The sequence below is a fragment of the Catellatospora sichuanensis genome (assembly GCF_007483665.1).
Classification (GTDB): Bacteria; Actinomycetota; Actinomycetes; order Mycobacteriales; family Micromonosporaceae; genus Catellatospora; species Catellatospora sichuanensis.
Map to the genome: position 1 here is coordinate 40,133 of NZ_ML660187.1, position 25,101 is coordinate 65,233.

21 protein-coding genes are annotated in these 25,101 nt (G+C 69.9%); 10 read left to right on the forward strand and 11 right to left on the reverse strand.

Annotated features, from left to right (window positions below):
- The first annotated feature begins 9 nt into the window (after positions 1 to 9).
- From FLL47_RS07440 to FLL47_RS45125, 6 genes are read left to right on the forward strand one after another with little or no spacing between them, the layout of a single operon-like run.
- Positions 10 to 372 (forward strand): hypothetical protein, encoded by a 363-nt coding sequence (locus FLL47_RS07440; RefSeq protein WP_144119720.1) that lies wholly within the window; start codon positions 10 to 12, stop codon positions 370 to 372.
- Positions 369 to 3,869: an ATP-binding protein gene (locus FLL47_RS07445; RefSeq protein ID WP_246157643.1), complete on the forward strand. Its 3,501-nt coding sequence runs from the start codon at positions 369 to 371 to the stop codon at positions 3,867 to 3,869. Before FLL47_RS07440 ends, FLL47_RS07445 begins: the two co-directional genes overlap by 4 nt.
- Positions 3,870 to 3,898: 29 nt before the next feature.
- Positions 3,899 to 5,725, forward strand: a complete 1,827-nt coding sequence (locus tag FLL47_RS07450; RefSeq protein WP_246157669.1) for a DMT family transporter — start codon at positions 3,899 to 3,901, stop codon at positions 5,723 to 5,725.
- A 2-nt stretch (positions 5,726 to 5,727) separates the two neighbouring features.
- Complete coding sequence (locus FLL47_RS07455; protein ID WP_144119721.1) at positions 5,728 to 6,255, forward strand: hypothetical protein; 528 nt, start codon at positions 5,728 to 5,730, stop codon at positions 6,253 to 6,255.
- Positions 6,252 to 7,394, forward strand: a complete 1,143-nt coding sequence (locus FLL47_RS07460) for a M23 family metallopeptidase (protein ID WP_144119722.1) — start codon at positions 6,252 to 6,254, stop codon at positions 7,392 to 7,394. Before FLL47_RS07455 ends, FLL47_RS07460 begins: the two co-directional genes overlap by 4 nt.
- On the forward strand, positions 7,391 to 8,005 hold the full coding sequence (locus FLL47_RS45125; RefSeq protein ID WP_144119723.1) for a hypothetical protein: 615 nt from the start codon (positions 7,391 to 7,393) through the stop codon (positions 8,003 to 8,005). Before FLL47_RS07460 ends, FLL47_RS45125 begins: the two co-directional genes overlap by 4 nt.
- Here FLL47_RS45125 and FLL47_RS07470 read toward each other — a convergent pair whose 3' ends face one another.
- From FLL47_RS07470 to FLL47_RS42735, 5 genes are all read right to left on the reverse strand, one after another.
- Positions 8,006 to 8,506, reverse strand: coding sequence for a hypothetical protein (locus FLL47_RS07470; RefSeq protein WP_144119724.1), 501 nt, complete (start codon positions 8,504 to 8,506; stop codon positions 8,006 to 8,008).
- 80 nt (positions 8,507 to 8,586) lie between these two features.
- A complete protein-coding gene (locus FLL47_RS07475) occupies positions 8,587 to 9,699 on the reverse strand; it encodes a S8 family serine peptidase (protein ID WP_144119725.1) in 1,113 nt (370 codons plus the stop codon).
- Positions 9,696 to 10,928, reverse strand: coding sequence for a hypothetical protein (locus FLL47_RS07480; RefSeq protein WP_144119726.1), 1,233 nt, complete (start codon positions 10,926 to 10,928; stop codon positions 9,696 to 9,698). The genes FLL47_RS07475 and FLL47_RS07480 overlap by 4 nt, the downstream gene beginning before the upstream one ends.
- Positions 10,928 to 11,338, reverse strand: a complete 411-nt coding sequence (locus FLL47_RS07485; RefSeq protein ID WP_144119727.1) for a hypothetical protein — start codon at positions 11,336 to 11,338, stop codon at positions 10,928 to 10,930. Before FLL47_RS07485 ends, FLL47_RS07480 begins: the two co-directional genes overlap by 1 nt.
- A 109-nt stretch (positions 11,339 to 11,447) precedes the next feature.
- A complete protein-coding gene (locus FLL47_RS42735; RefSeq protein ID WP_186315604.1) occupies positions 11,448 to 11,609 on the reverse strand; it encodes a hypothetical protein in 162 nt (53 codons plus the stop codon).
- 101 nt (positions 11,610 to 11,710) lie between these two features.
- Here FLL47_RS42735 and FLL47_RS07490 point away from each other — a divergent pair, with 101 nt between their 5' ends.
- The 3 genes from FLL47_RS07490 (at position 11,711) to FLL47_RS07500 (ending at position 14,768) form a co-directional block, all read left to right on the forward strand.
- Entirely contained in the window at positions 11,711 to 11,986 is a 276-nt protein-coding gene (locus tag FLL47_RS07490; protein ID WP_144119728.1) for a hypothetical protein, read from the forward strand.
- A 117-nt stretch (positions 11,987 to 12,103) separates the two neighbouring features.
- A complete protein-coding gene (locus tag FLL47_RS44665; protein ID WP_281286670.1) occupies positions 12,104 to 14,098 on the forward strand; it encodes an FtsK/SpoIIIE domain-containing protein in 1,995 nt (664 codons plus the stop codon).
- 46 nt (positions 14,099 to 14,144) lie between these two features.
- Positions 14,145 to 14,768: a hypothetical protein gene (locus FLL47_RS07500; RefSeq protein WP_144119729.1), complete on the forward strand. Its 624-nt coding sequence runs from the start codon at positions 14,145 to 14,147 to the stop codon at positions 14,766 to 14,768.
- Between the two features lie 66 nt (positions 14,769 to 14,834).
- Here FLL47_RS07500 and folE read toward each other — a convergent pair whose 3' ends face one another.
- The 4 genes from folE to FLL47_RS44670 form a co-directional block, all read right to left on the reverse strand.
- Positions 14,835 to 15,479: a GTP cyclohydrolase I FolE gene (gene folE, locus FLL47_RS07505; protein WP_144119730.1), complete on the reverse strand. Its 645-nt coding sequence runs from the start codon at positions 15,477 to 15,479 to the stop codon at positions 14,835 to 14,837.
- Positions 15,476 to 17,494, reverse strand: coding sequence for an ATP-dependent zinc metalloprotease FtsH (gene ftsH, locus FLL47_RS07510; RefSeq protein ID WP_144119731.1), 2,019 nt, complete (start codon positions 17,492 to 17,494; stop codon positions 15,476 to 15,478). Before ftsH ends, folE begins: the two co-directional genes overlap by 4 nt.
- A 673-nt stretch (positions 17,495 to 18,167) precedes the next feature.
- Complete coding sequence (gene hpt / locus FLL47_RS07515; protein ID WP_120317428.1) at positions 18,168 to 18,731, reverse strand: hypoxanthine phosphoribosyltransferase; 564 nt, start codon at positions 18,729 to 18,731, stop codon at positions 18,168 to 18,170.
- 4 nt (positions 18,732 to 18,735) lie between these two features.
- Complete coding sequence (locus FLL47_RS44670; RefSeq protein ID WP_281286671.1) at positions 18,736 to 18,858, reverse strand: hypothetical protein; 123 nt, start codon at positions 18,856 to 18,858, stop codon at positions 18,736 to 18,738.
- A gap of 140 nt (positions 18,859 to 18,998) precedes the next feature.
- On the opposite strand from FLL47_RS44670, the gene FLL47_RS07520 reads away from it, so the two are divergent.
- On the forward strand, positions 18,999 to 19,952 hold the full coding sequence (locus FLL47_RS07520; RefSeq protein ID WP_144119732.1) for a GlxA family transcriptional regulator: 954 nt from the start codon (positions 18,999 to 19,001) through the stop codon (positions 19,950 to 19,952).
- Between the two features lie 77 nt (positions 19,953 to 20,029).
- Here the strand turns inward: FLL47_RS07520 and FLL47_RS07525 are convergent, their stop codons facing one another.
- Positions 20,030 to 23,326: a S8 family serine peptidase gene (locus FLL47_RS07525; RefSeq protein ID WP_144119733.1), complete on the reverse strand. Its 3,297-nt coding sequence runs from the start codon at positions 23,324 to 23,326 to the stop codon at positions 20,030 to 20,032.
- 165 nt (positions 23,327 to 23,491) lie between these two features.
- Entirely contained in the window at positions 23,492 to 25,075 is a 1,584-nt protein-coding gene (locus tag FLL47_RS07530) for a gamma-glutamyltransferase family protein (RefSeq protein ID WP_144119734.1), read from the reverse strand.
- Positions 25,076 to 25,101: the final 26 nt, after the last annotated feature.

Sequence of the window (25,101 nt, forward strand, 5' to 3'; positions counted from 1 at the left end):
GCGGTAGCGATGCGGCTGCGTACGGACGACGACATCTACCGGGCTCGCCTGGTCTATCTCGGGCCGCCCGGATACACGCTCCCTGTGCAGTTGCCGTACGCGCAGTACGGCCTGTTCGTGTTGCTGGTCCCGCTCTACATGGGCATCCACTGGCTGTTCACGCAGCAGTTCGAGCTCTTCCCGACCTGGGAGATCGCGCTCGCCATCGTGACCACGTCGTACATCTTCCGCCACGTCGACCCCGACCGGCCCGCGCGCATGGTCATCCGCACCGCGCTCACCGACTGGCGGCGCACCCGCGAACCGGTCGTCGAGCGCCGCGACCCGCGCCTGGTCGCCCGCCGCGTCGTCGTGCGGCAGGCGATCACATGACCAGCAACGATACCGAGTACGACCTGGACGACGCGGTATCCGACGTCGTCCCCTCCGTCGAAGGGACCGCCGCGACGGGCCCCGTCGCCGTGTTCCAGCCGCCGCGCCGCCGCGAGCCCACCGAGCCGGAGACCCCCGCCGAGGACACCGGTGGGCGCCCCGAGGCACGCACCGCCGACCTGCGCAGCGACCTGCAGACCGCGGCCGACCGTCGCGCCGCCGAGATGCGCGCGGCCGCCGACGCCGCCACCCAGGCGCAGCGCGAACGTGCCGCGTCCTCGCGCCGCGACCCCGAACCCTCGTCCGCGCCACCGGCACCGTCCGGCCCCGACATCGAGTCGCCGTTCCTGGAGCTGTTCGACTCCGAGGCGGCCGACCCCGGCTCGGTCGGCCTGGCCGGCACTCCGCCGCCGCCCACGCGCGGCGCGCCTGGTCAGGGCCCGGCCCACCAGACCGGCGGGCAGCCTGGCAGGCGTGCCGAAGCGCCGCAGACCGGCCGCCCCGACGGCCGTCAGGCCGCGCCGCCGCGATCCGGGCCCGCGCGGGCGGACTCGCCACCGATCGCGCCGCCGCCGACCACTCCCGCCCCGTCCGGCCCGCCGACGGCAGCGACCGGACGCACCCCGGCCGACCCGAACGGCTCTCGCGCCGACCAGGCCGGCCGCTCCGGCACCCAGCCGGGCCGCCCGCGCAATGCCCCGGTCAGCGGCATGCCGCGCAACGCGCCCGTCAGCGGCGTACCGGTCAGCGGGGTGCCCATGCGCCCCCAGCCCGACCTGCGCAACCGCCCGGTAAGCGCGATCCCGGTCAGCTCCGTGCCGGTCAGCACCGTGCCACTGAGCAGCCGACCGCTGCCCCCGCGCGGCACCCCGCAGGCCGCGCCCCGCAGCACGCCGCCCGCCGGCGGCCAGCGGCAACCGGCCAAGGGCCGCGGCAAGCAGGTCAAGCCGCCCGCGCAGCCGAAGGCCGCCCGCGACCGCGACGCCGCCCAGGAACTGGCGATCACCGAGATCGCCGGTCACCTCACGTTCACTCCGCACGCGGTCACCGCGTGGTACATGCTGCCCGAGGTGCGCTGGGCGTTCCGGCCCGACGCCGACCGCGAATCGCTGCTGTCCGCCATCAGCGAGCAGTACGCCGGACTCGCCGGGTTCCGCCTGCACCTGCGCCGCACCACCCGGCCCTTCCCGGCCGACCAGTGGGCCGCACAGCTCGACCAGCTCACCCACCGCCCGCTGCCGCCCGTGCCCGGCGCGCCCGGCTGGGGCGACCACCTCGTCGCCGCCCAGCGGCACCTCCGCGAGATCAACCACAGCGAGGGCCAGACCTACCTCGGCGTGACCTTCGCCCGGCGCGCGCTCGGCGACTCGTTCAGCGAGAAACTGCTGCGCGCCTTCGGCAAGGGCACCGCCGACTCCGAACGCCGCAAACTCGGCAAGCAGGTCGAGCAGTTCGACGAGGTGCTCGCCGCGTTCGGCATGCGCGGCCAGCGCGCCGCCGCCGCCGAACTCGAATGGCTGCTCTACCGCTCCGTCGCGCTCGGCATGAGCCCGCCGAACATGCTCGGCGCGGTGAACCACGGCCGCTGGGACTCCGGCGACCTGCTCGCCCTCACCGAACACATCGAGCGCTACCGCACCCCGTACGGCAGCACCGTCAAGCTCGTCAACCGGATGACCGGCGAGGAGCGGCACACCGCCGTGCTCACCGTCGGCCGCATGGAACCCCTCGACATCCCCGAGCGGCACGAGCCCTGGCTGCACTTCCACGAGCGCCTGCCCTGGCCCATGGAACTGTCGTCGCGGGTCGACATCCTCGGACCCGGCGACAGCTTCCGCAACCTCGAACACCGGCTGCGCATGATCCGCTCGCAGCAGCTGGACTACCTCGAGCACGGCATGGACGCCCCGCCCGAGCTCGAACGCCTGGCCAGCCGCGCGCTCGTCATGGGCGACGAGATGACCACCGGCCTGCCCGTCGACTCCGCCCGCGCCCACGGCTGGCACCGCATCGCCGTCAGCGGCGCCGACCGCGAGGAATGCCTCGAACGCGCCCGCTCCGTCGTCGCCACCTACAGCCGCGAGCTGCGCGTCTCGCTGCAGCACCCCAAGCAGCAGGACCAGCTCGCCCGCGAATTCATCCCCGGCGAGCCCGTCGCCAACACCGGCTACCTGCGCCGCATGCCGGTACGCCTGCTCGCCGCCGCGCTGCCCCAGGCCGCATCCGTCGTCGGCGACCGCCGCGGCGACCTGCTCGGGCGCACCGCCGGCACCTGCCGCCGCCCCGTCTTCCTCGACCCGCACTTCCCGATGGAGGTCCGCGAGCGCTCCGGCCTGTCGGTCATGGTCGCCGAACCCGGCGGTGGCAAGTCCACCCTGCTCGGCGCCATGGGCTACCTCAACGCCCGGCGCGGCGTCCAGGTCACCCTGCTCGACCCGAGCGGCCCGCTCGCCCGGCTCGCGTCCATGCCGGAACTCAAGCCGTACTCCCGTGTGCTCAACCTGACCGGCGGCGAGCAGGGCACCCTCGCCCCGTACTCGCTGATCCCGACCCCGCAGCGCACCGAGTTCGGCCCCGGCGCCGACGGCGACCGCGAATACGAGATCTCCGTCAGCAACGCCCGCGCCGAACGCCGCATGCTGGTCCAGGACATCTGCTCCATGCTCATGCCGCCGCAGGTCGCCCGCGAAGCCTCCACGGCCACGCTGCTCCGCCACGCCGTACGCACCGTGCCCGCCGAGGAGACCGCCACCCTCGACGACGTCGTCCGCTGCCTCGCCGGCGTCGACGACACCGGCCGCGAACTCGCCAACCTGCTGCTCGACACCGCCGAGATGCCGCTCGCGCTGCTCTTCTTCGGCAGCCCGCCCGGCGACCTGCTCAGCACCGACTCCGCGCTCACCGTCATCACGATGTCCGGGCTGCGCCTGCCCGACCTCAAGGTCGAGCGCGAGTACTGGTCCGCCGAAGAAGCCCTCGCGCTGCCGATGCTGCACACCGCCCACCGGCTCGCCGTCCGGCGCTGCTACTCCGGCGACATGCACCAGCGCAAACTCGTCGGGCTCGACGAGGCCCACTTCATGGAAGGGTGGCGGTCCGGGCGATCGTTCCTGGTCCGGCTCGCCCGCGACAGCCGCAAGTGGAACCTCGCCGCGCTCGTCGCCTCACAGAACCCGAAAGACATCCTCGGGCTCGACGTGCAGAACCTCGTCTCGACCGTGTTCGTCGGCCGCATCGCACAAGACCCGGAGATCGCGTCCGAGGCGCTGCGGCTGCTGCGAGTGCCGACCGACGTCGGATACGAGGCCGTACTGGCGTCCCTGTCCGCGCCCGACGCGAACAGCGCGGGGCGGCTCGGATACCGCGAGTTCGTGCTCCGCGACGTCGACGGCCGCGTGCAGCGGGTACGGGTGGACGTTTCGTACGTCGCCGGGCTGCTCGAAACCCTCGACACCACCCCGACCGGGCAGGCGGCCGGCCAGGGAGGCAAACGGTGAAGCGGCTCGCCTCCGCAGCCCTCGCCACCATGGTGCTGGCGCTGGGAACGCTGTTCGGCGCGCCGGTCCAGGCAGCCGCGCCGGGGATTGCGGCGGTCGCGCCCGGGGACAAGCTGTGCTCGCTGGAGGAGTGGACGGCCCGCGGGCTGGACGAGTGCATCAAGCGGTTGCAGGAGGTCAGCGCCTCACGCGTGCAGTGTCTGAGCGCACCGAACCCCGCAGCCCCGGATTCCGGCCTGGGCGGCTGGTTCGTCAGCAAGCCCACCTGGAATGTCAACGGGCCGGCTGGCAAGTACTCCCGTTACGGCTACGCAGGCTACGACTACACCACGTACGACATCAACTGCGTGCAGAGCGTCATGCACCCGGACTACAAACTCGAAAACACGATCGCCAATGGCGAATTCATGCTCGCAGCAGGCATCGTCGGTGTCTCCAACGCGCTGCGTGAGCGTGCCTGGGCGCCGGATGAGATGTGGGGCTGGGCCGATCCTCTGGTCGAGAAGGCCACTACGGCGCTCTACAAGCAGGTGTTCAGCGTTTTCGGCGTGATCACGCTGGCGGTAATTGGCGTGTACCTGCTGTGGCGTTCGCGTCAGGCCCAGATGTCCATGGCACTGACAACAGTCGGTTGGGCGATTCTGGTGATGGTTGGAGTTACCGCAATCGCTAGCTGGCCGGTGCAGTCCGCCAAGGCCGCCGACGGCACTCTGGTAAGCGTGCTCAGCGTCGTACACGATGCTGTTGGCCCTCGGAGCGCGACCACGACGACAACCTGTAGCGATCCCGAACCAGGGGCGTGCGAAGACCACCGGCCCCCAGCAGTGCGCGCTGGTGACACGGCCGCCGAGGCATTGCTCTATCGCAACTGGGTCCGCGGCGTCCTAGGGTCGGCCGACAGCGAGACCGCCAAGAAGTACGGGCCTGCGCTGTACCGCGCGAAGTCACTCAGCTGGAGCGACGTCGAGGCGATCAAGGACGACGCAAGCAGACGAGACGGCATCATCCGGGCCAAACAGAGCGACTGGATGAAGGTCGCCGAGCAGATCAAGACCGAGGACCCCGAGGCGTATGAATACCTCCGGGGCACCAAGGGCATGGAGAGGATCGGCGCGGGCTTCGTCGCGATCCTCTCGGCAATCTGCTACGCCGCGTTCGACGTCGTTGCTTCGTTGCTCGTGCTGCTCGGATTCCTCATCATTCGCTGGGCAGTCATCGCTGCACCGGCGCTAGGCACGGTCGGCCTGCTTCGTCCGGCAAGCGCGGGCCTACGCCGACTCGTGAACTCCGTGCTGGCAGCTCTGTTCAACGTACTTATCTTCGGCACCGGCGCTGCGGTGTACCTATTCGCAGTCGACCTGATCATGAGCACCTCATCCCTGGCGGGATGGCTCCAGGTCACATTGGTTCTGCTCTGTGGCGTTGTGGGATGGATCCTGCTCCGCCCATACCGCCGGATCACGCAACTTGGCGGCGGTAGCAGCGGCACCTCGCTGCTCACTGCCAGGCCGTCGGCACCTGCGGCTGCCTCCTCGAACGAGAGGACGCCGGCTACCGCGGTCGCACCTGGTAGCACCTCCAGCACGACCGTGCCGGAAGCACGTCCGGAACTCGCGGTCAGCGCAGAGGACCCTGCATCGGTGGTCCGCGCCGAGGCACGCGGCGGAGCCGACCCGGTCCGTGCGGAGACGTGGCGCTCGCCGGATGTACCCGAATCGTCTCCGGCCTACGCCGTATACCGGCCCGCCACGGTGCCCCACCAGGCAGCCAGTCGCGCGGAAGCACGGACAGAACCGGCCGCTGAGCCGGCGCAGCGAACTGAGCGCCGCTCCGAGACGTGGGCGGAACGGAGTTAGGCATGCTTTCCCGAATTCCCCTACGGCCCCGCACCGTGGTGGCGCTCGGGCTCGCTGGTGTGGTCGTGGTGATCGTCGCCCTCGGCAAACTACTGGGCGACCCCAGTCCGCCGGTCACCTCATCAGTTCAACCGACGATTGCAGCACCAAGTGCCGTGGATCCCCACGAGGGGGACGACGGTCTGGTGCAACTCGACCCGACGCCCAGCCCCATGAAGGCAAAAAATGGGCCGCAGGCGATCTCTGTGGCGACCAAGTTCGCCCAGCAGTGGATCAAGCATGACCGCAGCGCGGCCGCCTGGCTGGACTCCCTGCGGCCGCACTGCACAGAGGCCCTCGTTGCGGAGCTTGACGGCGTAGACCCAGCCGGGGTGCCCGCAGACCGGATAACCGGCGCGGCCCGCATGGAGGCCCTCGCAGACTCCTTTGTTGAGGTCGTCATCCCCATCGACGCAGGCCTGTTGCGGTTGCGCCTTGTGGCTTCTCAGGGCCGGTGGCTGGTGGACGGCGTCGACTGGGAGCGGGTATGAGCGGCCTCCCGCTGCTCAGCACGCCCCTACGCGATAAGGGCCGCCGACTCCTGCGGCCAGGAGTCATCGTCGCCGTGACCGCAGCCGTCGCGCTGCTGTGCTGCGGTGGTGCCGTGACTGCCGTCATTTTCGGCGACCTCACCACCAACAATTCGCCGCTGACCAACACCCTCGGCTGTGGCAGCACGAAGACCATCAGCATTACTGGACAGTTTCCGCGGATCGGCCCGTATGGCGAGGACAAGATCCGCAATGCTGCGATCATCATCAAGACCGGCCAGCAACTCAAGGTGCCACCTCGCGGGTGGGTAGTCGCGGTGGCGACGGCTATGCAGGAGAGCAGCCTCACCAACCACGGCCACCTCGGCAATCGCAACGACCATGACTCGCTTGGACTGTTCCAGCAGCGGCCGAGCCAGGGCTGGGGCACTCCCGAGCAGATCATGGATCCCGTCTACTCGTCGACGAAGTTCTACAACAAGTTACTGAAGGTCAAGAACTGGGAGACGCTCCCGCTTACCGTCGCCGCTCAGCGGGTGCAGATCAGTGCCTACCCGAACGCTTACGCCAAGCATGAGCCGACTGCGACGCGGATCGTCAATGAGCTCGCCGATGGGGCGGCACGCGCAGTTGTAGTCGGCAATCAGTTGAAGTGCGCCGGATTTGGCCAGATCGCCGCCTCCGGTTGGACTGCCCCGGTTAGCGCGGGCGTGTGGTCGGGATTTCGCACTCGCGAAAGGCCCCGTCACAACGGTGTCGACCTCGGTGCGGCCCGCCACACACCGATCCGGGCAGCTTCGGCAGGCGTCGTGATCGTGAGCAAATGCGATGTCGGTAACTGCAATCGAGACGGATCACCTTCCACTCCTGGTTGCGGCTGGTTCGTAGACGTCCTGCACGCCGGTCAGGTGATCACACGGTATTGCCACATGGTGAGCCGGCCGCTGGTTCACGTCGGCGAGCGAGTCGGCGCTGGCCAGGTCATCGGCTATGTCGGAACCAGTGGCCACTCCAGCGGACCGCACCTACACTTCCAGGTCCACCTCGATGGCGACCGGTCCAACCGCGGCGCGATCGATCCGGTGCCGTTCATGGCCAGTAAGGGTGCTGCCCTCGGAAAGGAGAACGACTCGGCATGACCGAGGCAGACTTCGCGGCGTGGGCGGCCGAGTGGCGCACGCCGCCAGCTCCCATCGTGCCTGTCCCCGCGCTAACCGTCATCAACAGCGGCGGCGTGCTGCGAGGCGCTCGAGTGATGATCGGGCTTCCGGGCCACGGATGGCGCACGGGAATGCGCGGTGACACGATGGTTCGGCAGGGTGCTCGCAGCCTTATCCCCGTCCTGGCAGAGGCGGAGTGGTACCGCGCCGAGCGAGAACGCATCGAAGTCTTCGCTGCACTGGTGCCCGTTGAACGCGTCTGGGTGGAGACCATCAGCACCTCTGCCGAGCGGACGGCGACAACCGATGGATTGATCCTAGTTTCGCTGGACGCTCCGACTACGCGGGTCGCAGTACCCGCAGAGGCCCTTGCAGCCCAGGCCACAGGTCAGCTAATGGGTCGTCGGCTGGTCCAAACCGGCGCCGACGGTGAGCAACGAGGGCTTCGTGCGGTGACCGAGGCACACACTGGCCCTGAAGGCACAGCACAGGTCCGGGTGACACAGGAACACGAGTGGTATCGCTGGGCAGCAACGGGACAAGCACCAGCTACGCGAGCGGTGCCGCTAGCCGACTTATGGGTTGAATGATCAAGGCGTCGCGCTCGGTGACACAGAGGGGCTGCTGGTCAGCCTTTCCGCACCGCAAGCGCGCCACCCATCCTGCTCCAGCACGGTGAAACGCCATGTCTGCGAACTACTGCTCTGCTCCATGCCATCCTTAATTGCTGTGATCGCGAGATTCGTCGTCAATTCCGTACGGCCCGGACTGTCGACTCGACTCATAGCTCCCCAACTGACCAGGATCTCAACCGCGAACTCCTGCTCGCGCTGGTCAAGTTCGGTGCGGAGTTTAGAGATTGGGCTCAGGCCGACCGGGTCGTCACAGGTATAGAGATCGACCGCAACGGCATCCCCCTTAACGAGAGCCGCGCGCAGGTACTCATCTAGCACTACCTTTGGGTTAGTGCGATCGATCTTCGTGACTTCGTGATACGCGAGAACCGCGGCGATCGCACCTCCGACTCCGACGACCGCCACCATGATCGCCAGAATCAGGAGGATCTTTCGCCACTTCACCGATCGCACCATGCCCTCATTCTCGCGTCGTCATGTCTTTCATCGATCGTTCTAGGATGTCGAAACACCGACGGCGGTCAGCGGGAGCCATCTCAGCTGGCGCGGTTCCTATGGCGGCTCCTGACCAGCCACGCACCCAAAAGAACCAGCACAAGCCCACCCGCCAGGTAGCCGAACGCCACCACGGCACCAACTTCGAGGCGCCGAGGCGTGGCGTCTCGCGGATGGTCAACTTGGGGCGTCCCCGGGACCGACATGTCGGCGGACGGTGTCAGTGAAGGCACTGACCTGCCGAGTACAGCAGAGGCGTCGACGATTCCGTAGCCGTACTCCCCGTCGGGACCTCGAACACCCCTATCCACGGCGGTCGAGGTGAGCCGGTGGACGACCTCCGCCGCAGACATGTCAGGAAAGTGCGCGCGAGCGAGGGCGGCAGCACCAGCCACCAGCGCGGTTGCCGCCGAGGTCCCCGTGAGCCCCGTCCAGGTGCCACCAACATACGTGCTGGAGACGTCGTCACAAGGCGCGGCAAGATCGATAGCGGCGCCACTGGCCGACATCGAGGAATGGTTTCCCTTACGGTCGACGCCCGACACGGCGACGACTCCGGCGATTGACGCGGGGTAGCCGACTTCTTTGGTTTCCGTACGGTTCCCCGCTGCCGCGACCACCACGATGTCCGCCGCCAGCGCCGCCTCTACTGCTTCGCGGACCGCGAGGTCGTCGTAGTCCGATCCTTGCGAGATCGAGATGACGTCCGCCTCCTGCTCGACGGCCCACTGAATGCCTCGTGCCAGCGCACCGGTACCGATCGAACGAGTGACCGTCCTCACTGGGAGTATCTTCGCCTCAGGTGCCACGCCGCGGACACGGCCGTGTGCGGCTATTAGCCCCGCCATCGCCGTGCCGTGACCGTCTGAATCTTTTTGGCCATCGCCGGGACCATCTTCCGTGAAGTCGGCTCCAGGCAGGATCGACCCCGCCAGATCCGGATGGCCGGCGTCGACACCGGAGTCGACGACAGCCACAGTCACTCCGCCACCCTTGGTGATCTTGGCAGCGGACACCGTCTTCATCATGGCGTGATACCACTGGCCATCCTCGATGGCGTCAGCTGCCGAGACCGGCTGCGCCATGATGACCGCCATCAGTGATGTCATGCCAACGGTTCCGGCGAACCTGACAATGCCGCTGAAGGAACTCACCGCCCGCCTCTTCGTATGACCACCGTCGGCGCCGGCTCTTGTGGGGATTCACCGAGCCGCCACGGCATGGCCACTTCCGTGTACCACTCGCGGAAGTCCTCAACGTTGTGCATCGGCTCCGGCTTCGGCAGCCCAGGGCGAGCCTCTGGTTCGATCACTGAGCGGATACCCTGCCGCACTTCCCATCGCGTGTCGGCACCCCGGCGGTAGTACGGCCCATCCCCGCCGCGGCCCGACGGCGCGCCTCCCAGAGGCGTCGGCATGGGCATAAGTCCTGGCATGCCGCCGCCGCGCGAGCCAGCGTGGGATGCCCCAGGCGCATTCGACATCGGCATGACGTATCCCGTTGCGCCTGCGTCGGTGGGCATCACGTACGCGCCACCTTGAGGTGCATACGGGCTTCCCGGGAATATGGGAAGCATCGCGGTCCCACCGGAGGACAATCCCGGCACCGGTCTACCAATCGGCTGCGGGAACTCTTGTTCCATATCGTCGGCAACCTCAGCTGGGCCTCGTGACACAGGCCAACTTGCCGATGAATCGGTAGGTCCGGACTCTGGAGGACCGAAGACATCGGGGGTGTATCCCTCCGGGCCTGTGCCGAGCGGTTTCGGAGTGGTTGGCTGCGGTTCCGGAGTGAACGTCACACCCCGCTGCTCTACCTGTGCAGGAACGATGATGTTCTTTCGATGGTCGCGGATGGCTTGCTCCGTAGCCATCATGACTTCGCGCGCCTGCTCATTGAGCCGGGTTGCCTCATGCCGCCATGCATAGGGGTGGTGCTCGTTGGTGATTTCCAGGTACTCGTTGACGATCGGCGCGAGCTTCTGCCTGGCCGCTGCCATGGCCTCCAGGACACCGTTGACGCCACGCGCCGTCGTCGTAGCCGCCAGAGCGTCCGCGCGAAGCGAGCTGATCAGCAAGCTGATTCGCTCCAGAGCCGCAGCCGCAGCTGGCGTCTGCCCCCCGGACCAGGCTGCCGCCAGACGCTCCCGTAGGCGTTCCAGGTCGTCAGCCTGAGCGTTCAACTGATCGGCCTGCCGACCGATACTCTGCGCCTGATCCCACGTCTCGGAGCGGCTGACACAGCTGACACCATCCCAGATCCGGGGTATGTCGTACCTGTCCCAGTTGGTGAAGGCGTACCTCCACGTCGGCTGCGGCGGCAGCCTGAGCTCGTCCGTTTTCGCTTCGGCAGCCGTACTACCGAGGGGCTTCAACTTATCCATCAGATGTAAGCCCCCCGCCCCTGCTGATGGCGCAGTTCAGCGATCTCCAGCCGTTCCACCGCGACCATCAGCTCACGCTCCAGCACGGAGAGTTTCATCGCCGCGAGGTCATCGGCTTCCGTGTAGTTCGCGAGCACCTTCTCAAGCGCAGCCGCCAACGTTTGGCCAACTTCGAGTTGTCGCGTGGCGTTGGCGTGGTGCCGCTGCAGGGCGGCCCAGAATGCGTTCCTTGCCGCCTGGGTCTCGCCGCTCGGCGAGAACGTACCGAACAGCACGCCCCGCTCGATCTCCCGCGCGAACTGCCCCACCCCCGGAGCCAGCCCGTCGTTGGTACGGGCACGCAGGTCGGCGGTGACCTTCCGTACCTCGACCATGTCCACCGCCAGCTGCGGCATCGGTTTGTCCGCCATGCTCACCTCCCCATGAGCAGAGACGTGCATCAGCACGCCCTGCGGGCAGCGTAGCCGAGCGGACACGCCTCGCACAGGGCCGGCGATTCCTCTGTGGATAACCTCGGCGTCAGACGGACCCGGTGTTGAGGTTGCCGAACAACCACAGCCCGCAGCAGCAGAAGATGACCAGCAGGAGTGCCACCGCCGCTCCGGCGATGGCGAGCATCATCGGCTTCTTCAGCAGGCCGAGGAGGGGCGACGGCCGCTTCGGCGGCGGGGTCTCGTACACGCGATGACGATAGCCTGCCCCCCGTCCCCGCACGAGGTCGCGACAGGCGGACGGATCGCCGCCGGGAAGCCGCGCGCGGGATCACCCCGTACGCTGGTCGGGTGACCGATTTCGCCGAACTGGATGCCCTGCCCACCGAGGAGCTGCGTGAGCGCGCCTTCACCAAGGCGCGCGAGAAGCTGGATCTCGGCTTCTTCTGGGACCTGTTCAAGCACCTGCCCACGTCGCCGGAGACCGAGGAGCGGGAACTCGCCGACATCGGCTCGGCGGTCGACGACTCGGTGTCGCTGTGGCGGGAGTTCACCGGGCACGATTACGGCGATCAGGAGCCTCTGATCAGGGCGCGTTTCATCGACTACCTGTCGAGGGACGAATAGTCCGGCGTCAACGGATGATCTGTCGGGTTTACACGGGAGTTGCTTCCGCGTAGTTGCGACAGGTATCGGGCGCTCTGCGCTACCCTCCCCCGGGGAGGACGCAGCGGAGGTGTCGGCGTGCCCGGATTGAACGCGCGGATCGACCAGGCGGCGAGCCTGCACCGGCATGCTTCGGCGGTGACACAGGCTGCGGCGTCCGCGTTGGACACCTATCTACCGCCGCCGCGCACCGACCTGGCCGAGCAGCAGGCGCTGGCGCAGCGGCTGCGGGATGCCGCCGCGCGGCTGACGCCGGGCTGGCTGGGTGCGGCGCTGGACGAGGTGCCGGCGGGTACGCCGCTGGGTGAGCAGCGCCGGCCGGAGTTCGTCCGGGTCGGCACGGCTGCGCCGCAGGAGGATGCCCAGTTCCCGGCGGTGCTGCCGCTGCTGGGCACGGGCCATCTGACGTTCAGCGCCGATTCGCGGGATCCGCGGGTGGCGGGGGTGCTGCGGGCGATCCTGTTGCGGCTGTTGGCGACCGCGCCGTCGGGCACTCTGGTGGTGCGGGCGGTGGACGCGGTGGGCGGGGCGCTGTTCGCGCCGTTCGGGGCGTTGGCCGATGCGGGTCTGATGCCGCCGCCGGTCACGGACCGGGCCGGGCTGCAGGCCGTGCTGGCGGAGGCCGAGCATTGGGTACGCCCGAGCCGGCCGGAGGCGCAGCGGCGTCCGACGGCCCGGCCGCGGCGTCGGGACTGCACCATGTTGCTGCTGGTCGCCGCCCTGCCGTCGGATGTCCAGGGTGCCGAGCTGAACCGGATCACCGCGCTGGCACAGGCGGGTCCGGCGACCGGGTTGCACCTGATCGTCGCGGGCTGGCCGCCGCCGCCGCTGACCCCGGACACGTCGCTGCCGTCGGCGCAGGCTCCGCTGCCGATGAGCACGCAGATCGCGTTGCGTAACCCGTACGCGCTGCTGGGTGGCGCGCCTTTCGCCCAGCCGGCGGCTCGTGCGGACGGCCTGCCCGGGCGGGCCGCCGGGAGTGACGTCCCGGTTGCGCGTGTGGCCGCCGACGGGCCGAGCCCGACCGCGACCTGGCCGGGTCTGTCGGTGCCGGTTCGGCTCGACCCGGATCCGCCCGCGGAGCTGGTGGCGCGGGTGTGCCGCGAGCTGGCCGAACGGTATGCCTTGTCGGGGCAGGTGCACCTGATGGACCTGCTGCCGGACCCGGATCACTGGTGGGCGGAGTCGTCTGCGGCGGGGCTGTCCACGACCGCGGGGCTGGCCGGCGAGACGCCGATCTCGCTGGTGTTCGCCGACCTGACGCCGCACTGGCTGGTCGGCGGCCGTTCGGGCGGCGGCAAGTCGGCGTTCCTGGTGAATGTGCTCTACGGGCTGTGTACCCGCTACGACCCCGACGAGCTGGCGCTGTACCTGTTGGACTTCAAGCCGGGCGGGGCGTTCGGGCGGTTCGCGCCGGGCTCGGGACCTGAGCCGGATCCGGCGTGGTTGCCGCACGCCCGGGTGGTCGGCATGGACTGCGACCGCGAGCAGGGGCTGGCGGTGCTGCGGGAGCTGGACGAGGAGCTGGGCCGCCGCGAGGAGCTGTGGCAGGAGCTGGGCGTGAAGCGGTTCGCGCAGGCCCGTGAGCAGCGTTCGCTGCCGCGTCTGGTCTGCGTCGTCGACGAGTTCCCGGTGCTGCTGGCTGGTTCGGATCCGGTCGCGGCCGAGGCGCTGGGGCTCCTGGAGTCGATCGGCCGGCGGGGGCGCACGTACGGCGTGCATCTGATCCTCTGCTCGCACACGGTGCGTGGCATCGAGGCGCTGCACGTCCGCCGGGATTCGCTGTTCGGGCAGGTGCCGGTGCGTATCGCGCTGCCGGGCGGCGGGGACGTGCTGGAGGCGACCAACGACGCGGCGGCGACCTTGCCGCTGGGCTGCGCGGTCGTCAACACGGCGGGCGGGCTGGGCGGGCCGCGCGGTGCGATCCGAGGTCACGAGAAGACGGTCCGCTTCCCTGACCCTGATGCCGACGCCCAGGTCCTGGCGGCCTTGCGCCAGCGGCTCTGGCAGGCCCGCGATCCCTCCTCCGACTCGCCTGTAGTCCTCACCGCGCTGACCCAGGAGCCCGCATGACCACGCTGCCTGCCCTGTCCATGACAGCCGCGCGAGCGGGTGCGCGGTGAGTGAGCGGAGTGCGGCCTGGGCGGAGTACCTGGGGGCGGCGCAGCGCTTGGATACGGTGCGGCGGGAGGCGGCGGACTCGGCGGCCGGTGAGGTGTCGGCGTTGGCGGCGGCTCGGGACGAGCTGCCGACGGTGCAGGCCCGGCTCGGTATGCAGGCCACGCGGCTGCTCGATACGGCGAGTCGGGCCGGGGCTCCGCCGCCGGTGCTGCAGCCGGGACCGGCGGAGCTGCTCGCGGCTGCGGAGGCCGTCACCGGCGGCCCGGCGGTGGCGCTGGCCGCGCTGCGCCAGGCGGGCGCGAACGTGGAGGTCGCCGACGGTGCGCTGGCCCGGTTCGAGGACGAGGGCAGCGGCTCCCGGTCGCTGCGCAACCTGCTGGTGTACGGGCCGATGGGCCTGACGGCGCTGCTGGTGCAGCTGGCGATCGCGGGCCTGGCGGGCGACGGCGCGCAGGTGTTCTTCGCGGCCGTGTGTGGGCTGATCCTCGCGCCGCTGGCGTTCGGCGGCGCCTGGCTGCTGATCGGCACCGTCTACCCGGACCGTCCCCGGACCGCTGCCGTCGGCGCGTTCGCCTGTATGGCACCGGCGCTGCTGGCGGTCCTGCTGCTGGCCGTCCTGTGAACGGAAGCGCCCGTCCGGCCGTGGTCACGGCGGGACGGGCGCGACGCGGAGTCGGCGGGAGCGACGTCAGCGGGCGTTGATCAATGACATCGCTTCGGCGCGGGTCTTCGGGTCCGACTTGAGGATGCCGCGTACGGCACTGGTGACGGTGCGGGCGCCGGCCTTGCGGATGCCGCGCATCTCCATGCACATGTGCTCGCACTCCAGCACCACGATGACGCCCCGTGCGTCGAGCTTCTCCTGGAGCAGGTCGGCGACCTGGGAGGTGAGCCGTTCCTGCACCTGCGGCCGCCGCGCGAAGACCTCGACCAGGCGGGCCAGCTTCGACAGGCCGGTGATGCGGCCGTCCTCGCCGGGCAGATAGCCGACGTGCGCCACGCCTCGGAACGGCAGCAGGTGGTGCTCGCACAGGCTGAAGATCGAGATGTCACGGACCAGCACGAACTCGTCGTGGTCGGCCTCGAACGTCGTCTTGAGCACGTCCGCGGGGTTGGCCCGCAGTCCGGCGAACAGCTCGGCGTACGCGCGGGCCACCCGGGCCGGGGTCTTCTGCAGGCCGTCGCGGTCGGGGTCCTCGCCCAGCGCGACGAGGATCTCCCGGACCGCCTTCTCGATACGCGCCAGGTCGACGGTCTCCTCCACCGGAACACCGGTGAGGGAGCCGTCGACCAGGCGGGCGGCGAGGTGGTCCAGCTCCTGCTCGCCGTTCAGTTCGTGGCCTCCGCGGTCGTCGAGACGGTGATCTCGCCGCTGTCGGTGGCCTGGCCGTTGCTCGCCGATTGCTTCTCCACCTCGGCCGGCGTGAGCACCGGCGGCTGGGTGGACGGCGTGCGCTTGCCGAAGCCGTTGAACGGGGCCATCGGCGGCCGCTTGACGACCCGGGCGCAGATGCGCGCCATGTCGGCGGTCGAGATGGTCTCCTTCTCGATCAGCTCCAGCACAATCGCGTCGAGCACGTCGCGGTACTCCACGAGGATCTCGTACGCCTCGTCGTGGGCCAGCTCGATGAGCGAGCGCACCTCGGAGTCGATCTCGGCGGCGATGGAGTCGGAGTAGTCCCGCTCGTGGCCGTACGACCGGCCCAGGAACGGCTCGTCTCCGGCGGTGCCGTACTTGACCGCGCCCAGCTTCGAGCTCATGCCGTACTGCGTCACCATGGCCCGGGCCAGCGCCGACGCCTTCTCGATGTCGTTGCCGGCGCCCGTGGTCGGCTCGTGGAACACGAGCTCCTCGGCCGCCCGGCCGCCGAGCGCGTACGCCAGGGTGTCGATCATCTCGGCACGGGTCTGGGTGTACTTGTCCTCGGTCGGCAGCACCAGCGTGTGACCCAGCGAGCGGCTGCGCGACAGGATCGTCACCTTGTGCACCGGCGCGGAGTGCGGCAGCGCCCAGGCCACCAGGGCGTGGCCGCCCTCGTGGTACGCGGTGATCTTCTTCTCGTGTTCCGACATCACCCGGCTGCGCCGCTGCGGGCCGGCGACCACGCGGTCGATCGACTCCTCCAGCGAATCGTTGCTGATGGCGCGCTGGTCCTTGCGCGCGGTCAGCAACGCAGCCTCGTTGATCACGTTGGCCAGGTCGGCGCCGGTGAAGCCCGGCGTACGCCGCGCCACCGCGTCCAGGTCGACGTCCGGCGTGAACGGCTTGCCCTTGCCGTGGACCCGCAGGATCGCCTTGCGGCCGACCATGTCGGGGGTGTCCACCGCGATCTGGCGGTCGAACCGGCCCGGGCGCAGCAGCGCCGGGTCGAGGATGTCGGGACGGTTGGTCGCGGCGATCATGATGACGCCGCCCTTCGCGTCGAAGCCGTCCATCTCGACCAGCAGCTGGTTCAGGGTCTGCTCACGCTCGTCGTGACCGCCGCCCATGCCGGCGCCGCGGTGGCGGCCGACCGCGTCGATCTCGTCGACGAACACGATCGCCGGGGCGTTCGCCTTCGCCTGCTCGAACAGGTCACGGACACGCGAGGCGCCGACACCCACGAACATCTCCACGAAGTCGGAACCCGAGATCGAGTAGAACGGCACCCCGGCCTCGCCGGCGACGGCGCGGGCCAGCAGCGTCTTACCCGTTCCGGGCGGGCCGAACAGCAGCACACCCTTCGGGATCTTGGCGCCGAGCGCCTGGTACTTCGCCGGGTTCTGCAGGAAGTCCTTGATCTCGTGCAGCTCCTCGACGGCCTCGTCGGAGCCGGCCACGTCCGCGAAGGTGGTCTTCGGGGTGTCCTTGCTGACGAGTTTCGCCTTCGACTTGCCGAAGTTCAGGACCCGCGAGCCGCCGCCCTGCATCTGCGACATGAACAGCAGCAGCAGGATCACCAGCACGGCGATCGGCAGCAGGCTCACCAGCAGCGACAGGAACACCGACTCTTCGGTGACCTCGGTGTCGTACGGCCCCGAGATCTTGCCCTCCGCCTTGGCGGCTTCGACCTTGTTGAAGATCTGCAGGCCGGCGTCGGACAGGTACTGGGCCTCGATCTTGTCAGTCTCGACATCGTCGAACTTGGCCTTGTTGGCCAGGTCGATCCGGAGCGTCTGCTCCTTGTCCCGGATCTGCACTTCCTTGATCGCGCCTGGACCAGCCTGGTTGAGCTGGGCAAGGGCCACCGAGGTGTCCACGGGCTGGTAGCTCGGGCCGCTGGTGAAGAGCTGGCTGAGCAGGATCGCGCCGATGGCCACGATGAAGATCCAGAAGATCGGCCGGCGGAAGAAACGCGTACGCTCCATGCTGTTACCGGACGCTTTTGTTCGCGCCCGTGTCCTCCTGATCGATAGAGGCGGTCAGCTCACCGGGCGCGGCCCGGTTAGTCGACGGTACACCGTGGAAACCTTCGGTTGGCTGATGCGTGCTCCCCATCGCACAACGTTCAGCGTTTTCTCAGCTCAGGTCCCCCGCATTCGGGACAAATCACGCCTGTGTTCGCTCTGGGCTGAGTGGGTGGTTGAGGCTACCCCCTGGGGGCGCTCCGCGGGGTAGGGGTCGGGGGCGCTGGCCGCCAAACACCGGCGGCTTTTACGCGCCCCCGACCCCTACCCCGCTCCGCGCAGCCCATACCCAGGGTGCACTTTTTAGGGGATACGCGACAGCCGTGACCAGACCACTCAGGTAACAACCCGACGGCTCCCGTGGAGACCAGGGCGGCCCGCTTGCGCCCCACAGGTAACGCCCCACATGACGGTATTTGAGTACACGGGTGGGAACTGTGATGAGCGGAAGCAGCCAAGTGTGGGGCGTTACTGACTCGGCAGACCCTAAAAAACCCGCACAAGCCCACCCACCGCAACCACTCCTACCGGAGCGGAGCAGGGGGTGCCGCCGGAGTGAGCGTAAAGGGCCGCCCGTTCTTGGCGGCCCCCAGCGAACCCGGCGGCACCCCCTGCGGAGCGCAACCACGCACAATCAGCGCTGATAAACCTCAGGCTTGAGAATCCCCACGTACGGCACCTCGCGATACCGCTCCGAGTAGTCAAGACCGTAGCCAACGACAAACTCCGTAGGAATGTCGAAACCCACGTACTTCACCGGCACCGGCACCTTGATCGCCTCAGGCTTCCGGAACAACGCCACGACGTCGACAGACTTCGCCGACCTCGACTCCAGATACTTGAGCAGCCACGACAGCGTCAGACCGGAATCCACGATGTCCTCGACGACGATCACGTGCTTGCCCGCGATGTCACGGTCCAGGTCCTTGAGGATGCGTACGACGCCGGAGGACGTGGTGCCCTGGCCGTACGAGGAGACGGCCATGAACTCGAGTTCGACGGGCGGGCCGCCGACCTTGCCGAGTTCGCGGGAGAAGTCGGCCATGAACATGACCGCGCCCTTCAGGACGCAGACGAGAAGCAGGCCGTCGACCGACGCGTAGTCGGCGGCGACCTGCTTGGCGAGCTCGGCGGTCTTACCGCGGAGTTCCTCTTCAGTGATGATCACACGGTCTATGTCCGCGTCGTACCAGCCCATGGGGTCAAGACTGCCGGATGAAGGGCCTCTGCCGCACGTCGGGGTCGGAATTGGTGACGATCATCCCGAACTGGCCTGCGACACCGGCGACCAGCAGAAACACGAGTAGGAAGATGAACAGCTCCATGACGGCCTCACCGTTTCGAAGTGGTTTGGGCCGGTGCGCACCGGAGTGAATTAAGTGTCTCGTGTCCGGTTCGGTCGGGACAGTGGCAGGATTGACAGGGTCCCTCGATTTTCTGCCATTCATCGAGTAGCGTGAGTCACATGTCGCTGTATCGGGTGGCCGTGCTCGGCCTGGACGACGTCGCACCGTTCGAGTTGGGGGTGCTGTGCGAGGTGTTCGGGACCGATCGGAGCGGGGACGGGTTCCCGTCGTACGAGTTCGCGGTGTGCAGTCCGGACGGCGGGCCGATCCGTACCCGGTCGGGGTTCAGCATCGTGCCGCATGCGGATCTGACGCCGCTGGCGAGCGCCGACCTGGTGGCCGTGCCGGCGCATCCGCTCGCCTCGGAGGTGCCGCCGGCGGCGGTGGCAGCGCTGGTCGCGGCGGCCGAGCGGGGTGCGTGGATCCTGTCGGTGTGCTCGGGGGCGTTCCTGCTGGGGCAGGCGGGGCTGCTGGACGGGCGGCGCTGCACGACGCACTGGAAGCACGCGGCGTTGCTGGCCGAGCGGCATCCGACGGCGCTGGTGTCGCCGAACGAGCTGTACGTGCAGGACGGGCGGGTGATCACGAGCGCGGGCACCGCGGCCGGGATCGACGCGTGCCTGCATCTGGTGCGCCAGGAGCAGGGCGCGGCGGTGGCGACGAAGCTGGCCCGGCGGATGGTGGTGCCGCCGCACCGGGCGGGCGGGCAGTCGCAGTTCATCGAGGCGCCGATCGCGGCGGAGGTCGACTGCGACACGCTGCAGCCGCTGCTGGAGTGGCTGCTCACGCACCTGGACGAGCAGTTGACCGTGGACGATCTCGCGGCGCGTACGCACATGGCTCCGCGCACGTTCGCGCGCCGGTTCCGGGCGGAGACCGGCGCGACACCGCACGACTGGCTCACTCATCAGCGCCTGCTGCTGGCCCGGCGGCTGCTGGAGGAGACGGAGCTGAGCGTCGAGTCGGTGGCGACGCGTTCGGGCTTCGGCGACTCGGCGACGCTGCGCCACCACTTCCACCGCCGCGTGGGCACCACCCCCGCCGTCTACCGCCACACCTTCCGCACCACCTGACGAAGGAAGGGCACCTTCACAACGCTGTGCGTTGTAGAAGGTGCCCTTCTTGACGTCGCCACTTCAGGAGCGGCTCGCTACGGGACGACCACCGGGATGCGGGTGCGCACGACGGTGGTGCCGGGAACCTCCGGGCTGGTCATGCTGGTGGTCACCCGTGCGTCGGAGGGCATGACGCCCCGCAGCTTCACGGTGTACGACACCACACCGCCCGGGTGCCCGCCCGTGCTCTGCACCCGCAGGTCGGGACCGGGCTGCTCGGTCCGCAGGATGCCCTCGCCGAGCGCGTTCTCCGCGCCGATCGCGAACACCTTCGCGCCGCCGGGCAGGTTCTTGGCGTCGTACGCGAACCGGATGTCCTCGTTCTCGCCAGTGGCGAGCCAGACCTGGAAGCGCTGCGTGTCCTCGGTGCCGAAGCGGTTCACCCGCCACTCGACGACGATCCACTCCGCGCCGCCGCCCTGGACGGAGGCCACGCGCACCCCGTCGGCCTTGGTGCCGTCCATGTCGGCCCAGTACGGGGCCAGCACGTTGTTGGGCCGGTCCGGGTCGGTGGCCGGCTCGCCCTCGGCCGCGCCCGGGGGCTCGAGGCGCACGTCCTGGACGGTGCCGCCGCCGACGACGAGGTAGCCGTTGGAGACCACGCCGATGCGGGTGTACGTCTGGCCGGCGTAGCCGAACCCGGGCACGTCGTAATTGATCATCTCCTCGTCGCCGATCGCGTCGGGCGTGACGTCGAGCGGTTTCCACGCCCGGTCGTCCAGCTCCGCCACGTCCGGCTTGCCCGGCTCGATGCCGCGCAGCGTGGTGTCGTGGCTGACCTCGTGCGGGCCGTCCAGCTTGGCCCCGCCGTCGACGCCGGTGACGGCCAGCGCCGGGTCCAGGCGGGTGGTCAGGTCCACGGGCGCCTCGTCGTAGCCGGTGTTGGCGGCGGTCACCGTGCACTGCGCGGTGCGGGCCAGCGTCACCTTCTTGGCGGTGCAGGTGCTGGCCAGCGTCACCTGGCCCTGGGACGGCTGGAAGGCGACCGGCAGGTGCAGCGCCGGGCCGCCCTCGGCCGGGGTCAGCCGGATCTCGCCGGACAGGTAGCCGTCCCCGGCCGCGCGGGAGTAGATCGTCACGGGCAGCGGCGCGGCGCCCCGGGCGGGCACGGTGACCGTCGCCGGGACGCTGATCGAGCTGTCCTTCGGCGCGGTGCTCGCGACGGCGTACGTCATGGTCCGGTCGGTCATGTTGCGCAGGGTGCGCACCGTGGACAGCCGACCCGGCATGATCGGCGCGTTGATCGACGGCAGGTTGAGGTCGACGGCGCGCACCTCGTCGTCGGCCAGCGTCATCATGCGGGCGGCGGAGTCCGACACGGTCAGGGCGACCTGGTCGGCGCGGTCCACCGCGATCCGCCCGGCGCCCATCTCGTGCGGCCCGGCCGGGGTCTTGCCGTCCTCGGTCGTCACCTCGGTCACCGCGGTGGTCATCAGCGCCGACTTCAGCTCGCCCGGGGTCCAGTCCGGGTGCCGGGACGCCAGCAATGCGGCCGCGCCGGCGACGTGCGGGGACGACATGGAGGTGCCTGCGATGGCCTGGAACAGCTCGCCGGCCGGGCCGCCCGCGGTGGCACCAGGGGTCGGCGTGTGTCCGGCCAGGATCTGCACGCCCGGTGCGGTCACGTCGGGCTTGAGCGCGAGGCCGCCCGGGCCGCGGGAGGAGAACGCGGCCATCACGTCACCGGTGCCCGCGTTGGCCTGACCCGCGGTGATCGTCGCGGTGACGTCGGAGTTCGCGTCGAGGAACTCCAGCACCGCCGCGTCGGCCAGGTGCACCGTGGGCAGCCAGTGGTTGTCGGTCTCCACGTCCTGCAGGTCCGGGTTGTAGAGGACCATGCCGACGGCGCCGCCCTCGCGCACGTTCCAGCCCTTCTCGACCCGGGGGTTGCCGCCGCGCTCGCAGACGACGATCTTTCCGGTGAACTGGCCCTTCTTCGCGGGCCTGGCGCAGGTCGTGCCGCCCTTGTAGGCGGGGACGTCACCGGCCCGCACCAGCGGGGCCGGCCCGGCGCCCGCGGTCAGCGAGGCCCCGCTCAGCTGCCTGGTCGCGGTGCCGGCCTGCAGGGTCAGGCCCGCGCTGAACTCGCGGCGCTGGGTGGAGGCGGCCACCGTGGTCACCCACGGGGACAGGTGGTTGACCGTGCCGGCATCGGGACCCGAGTTGCCCGCCGAGGCGGCCACAAAGACCCCCGCCGCGTACGCGTCCAGGAAGGCCATCTCGACCGGGTCGCTGAACGGGTCGGTGCCGCCGGAGATGGAGAAGTTGACGACGTCGACGCCGTCGCGCACCGCCTGCGCCACCGCGGCCGCCGAGTCCGACGACATGCAGCCGTTGGCCCCGCAGACCTTGTAGACGCTGAGCCAGGAGCCCGGCGCGACCCCGTGCACCGGCCCGCGTTCGACGCCGAACACCTTCGCCGAGGCCAGCACGCCGCCCGCGGCCGTCGAGGCGGTATGCGTGCCGTGCCCGTCGCCGTCGCGGGCCGACTTGTACGTCTCGTCCGGGAACACCTCCAGATAGCCCTTCAGGAACGCAGCACCCCCGATCAGCTTGTTGTTGCAGCGGAACACGTCCTTGCCGGGCGTCAGCGGGTTGTCGCCGAAGTCGCAGCGGCGCGCCGTGCCGTCCGTCTTGGCCGGTGGCGCGGCCAGCACACCCTGGTCGGCGAAGGACGGGTGTTCCGGCCACGCGCCGGTGTCCAGCACACCGACCACGATGCCCTTGCCGGCCTGGCTGGTGGGGGCGCCGTTCGCGCCCGCGCCGCTCTGCAGCACGTCTGCGCCGATGAAGGAGCTGGAGGAATCGGTCAGCGGCTCGCGCAGCTCGTCGCGCTGCACGGCCACCACGCCCTCGACCGCGAGCAGCTTCTTGACCTCGTTGGCGGGCAGCGTCAAAGCCACGCCGCCGTAAACGGTGCGCAGCCGCTGGCCTACCCGTGCCGACGGCAGCTGGGTGGCGAGCGCCGAGGTGAACTGCTGCTCACGCTGCTCGAGGTACTGCTCGTAGGCCCGTTCCGCGTCGCCGCCGCGCAGCCGCGTGCCGGTGGCCGCCGGGCTCGTCGCGGCCAGGCCCGGCACCCCGCCGGCGTAGCTGGCGACCGCGTCGTGGTCGAGCTTGACCAGCACCGGGATGCGCTCGCCGTCGGTGCGGTCGAGCAGGCTGCGGTCGGTCTTCGCGAGCCTGCTGGTGGGCGCGCGCCCGGCCGTGACCCGCGAGGCCGGTTGGAGTTTCTGCGGGCCGTCCGGCGCGGCCGCACCGCCGCCCGCCGGTAGCACCGCCACGCCCGCCACCAGGGCGAACCCGCAGCTAATCCGGACAAAAGTCGCCATCTTCACAGTGGCGTCAACGACCACGCACCAACCCTGGACTTGGCGCACCCCCGCCGGACCTGCTCCCGCTACCCCATCGGCGGGTGGTTGGAGATCGCTGCTCCGTGCCGGAACCTGCGGTAGAACCGCAGATCATGGCACGAAACAGTGATCATGCCCCGGCGGTCAGTAGGCGGCGGCCTGGCCGTCGGCGCGGGGTTCGGAGCCGGCGACGTAACCGCCGGGGATGCGCCAGATCGCCTGGCCCATGCCGAACGTGGACCGGTCCGTGGCCACGGTGACCTCGTGGCCCCGCGCCCTCAACTGCTCGACCACCGCCGGGTCGAACTCCGGCTCCACCTCGACCTGGCGCGCGGTGTGCCAGTACCAGCGCGGCCGGGTCAGCGCCTCCTGCGGGCCCAGCCCGTCGTCCACGGTCGCCAGCACCAGTTGCAGGTGGCCCTGCGGCTGCATGTGCCCGCCCATCACACCGAACGGCCCCAGCGGCGCGCCGTCGCGGAACAGGAAGCCGGGAATGATCGTGTGGAACGGGCGCTTGCCCGGCGCGGCCACGTTCGGGTGGGCCGGGTCGAGGCTGAACCCGGCCCCGCGGTTCTGCAGCCCGAAGCCGTACTCCGGCAGCACCACGAACGAGCCGAAGCCCTGGTACGTCGACTGGATCAGGCTGACCATCATGCCGTCGGCGTCGGCCGCGGCGAGGTAGACGGTGCCGCCCTTCATCGGGTCCCCGGGCGGCGGGTCACCGGCCCGGTCCCCGATCAGCGCCCGCCGCGCCGCCAGGTAGGCGGGGTCGAGCAGGTCCGGCACCGGGTACGCGGCAGGGTCGGCGACGTACGCGTGCGCGTCGGCGAAGCCGAGCTTCATCGCCTCGATCTGCTCGTGCAGCCCGTGCCGCGGCAACCCGTCGAGCAGCGCGAGCGCCTGCAGCGCCGCCACCCCCTGCCCGTTGGGCGGGATCTCGTACACGGTGTGCCCGCGGTAGTCCGCACTCACCGGCTCGACCCAGGTGCTGGTGTGCTCGGCGAGGTCGGCGGCGATGAGCAGGCCACCGGTGTCCGCCGCGTACGCCGACAGCGCCTGCGCGATCTCCCCGCGGTAGAAGGAGTCGGCGTGGCTGCCGCCGATCAGCCGCAGCGCCCGGCCCGCGCCCGGGTTGCGGAACAGCTCGCCGACCCGCGGCGCGCGCCCGCCCGGCGCGTACACGTCCGCCCAGGCCCGGCACTCGGGGTGGCCGAGTCCGCGATGAACCTTCACCGACTCGGCCCAGCGCTGGGCGACCGTCGGCGACACCGTCCAACCCTGCTCGGCGTAGTGCACCGCGTCGGCGAACAGCCGCTCGAACGGCAGCCGCCCGAACCGCGCATGCAGGTCCTGCCAGCCCGCGGGCGCGCCCGGCACGGTCACCGGCAGCCAGCCGCGGGCTGGTGGCGCGAGCGCGGCCCGTGCCTGCCCGCCGCCGAGGGCCCCGCCGGGCGGCTTCGCGGCCGCGGTGAGCGTGGCCAGGCTCAGCGCTGCGGGGGCGCGGCCCGAGGCGTTCAGCCCGTGCAGCTCCTTACCGTCCCAGACCAGCGCGAACAGGTCGCTGCCGATGTCGTTGGAGCCGGGCTGCACCTGGGTCAGCGTCACCGCCGCGGCCACCGCCGCGTCGACCGCCGAACCGCCCTCACGCAGCATGGCCAGGCCCGCCTGGGCGGCCAGCGGCTGGCTCGTGGCCACCACTCCCTGGGGCGCGTACACCGCTTGTCGCATCTCTAGATCCAAACACGTGGCGCGGG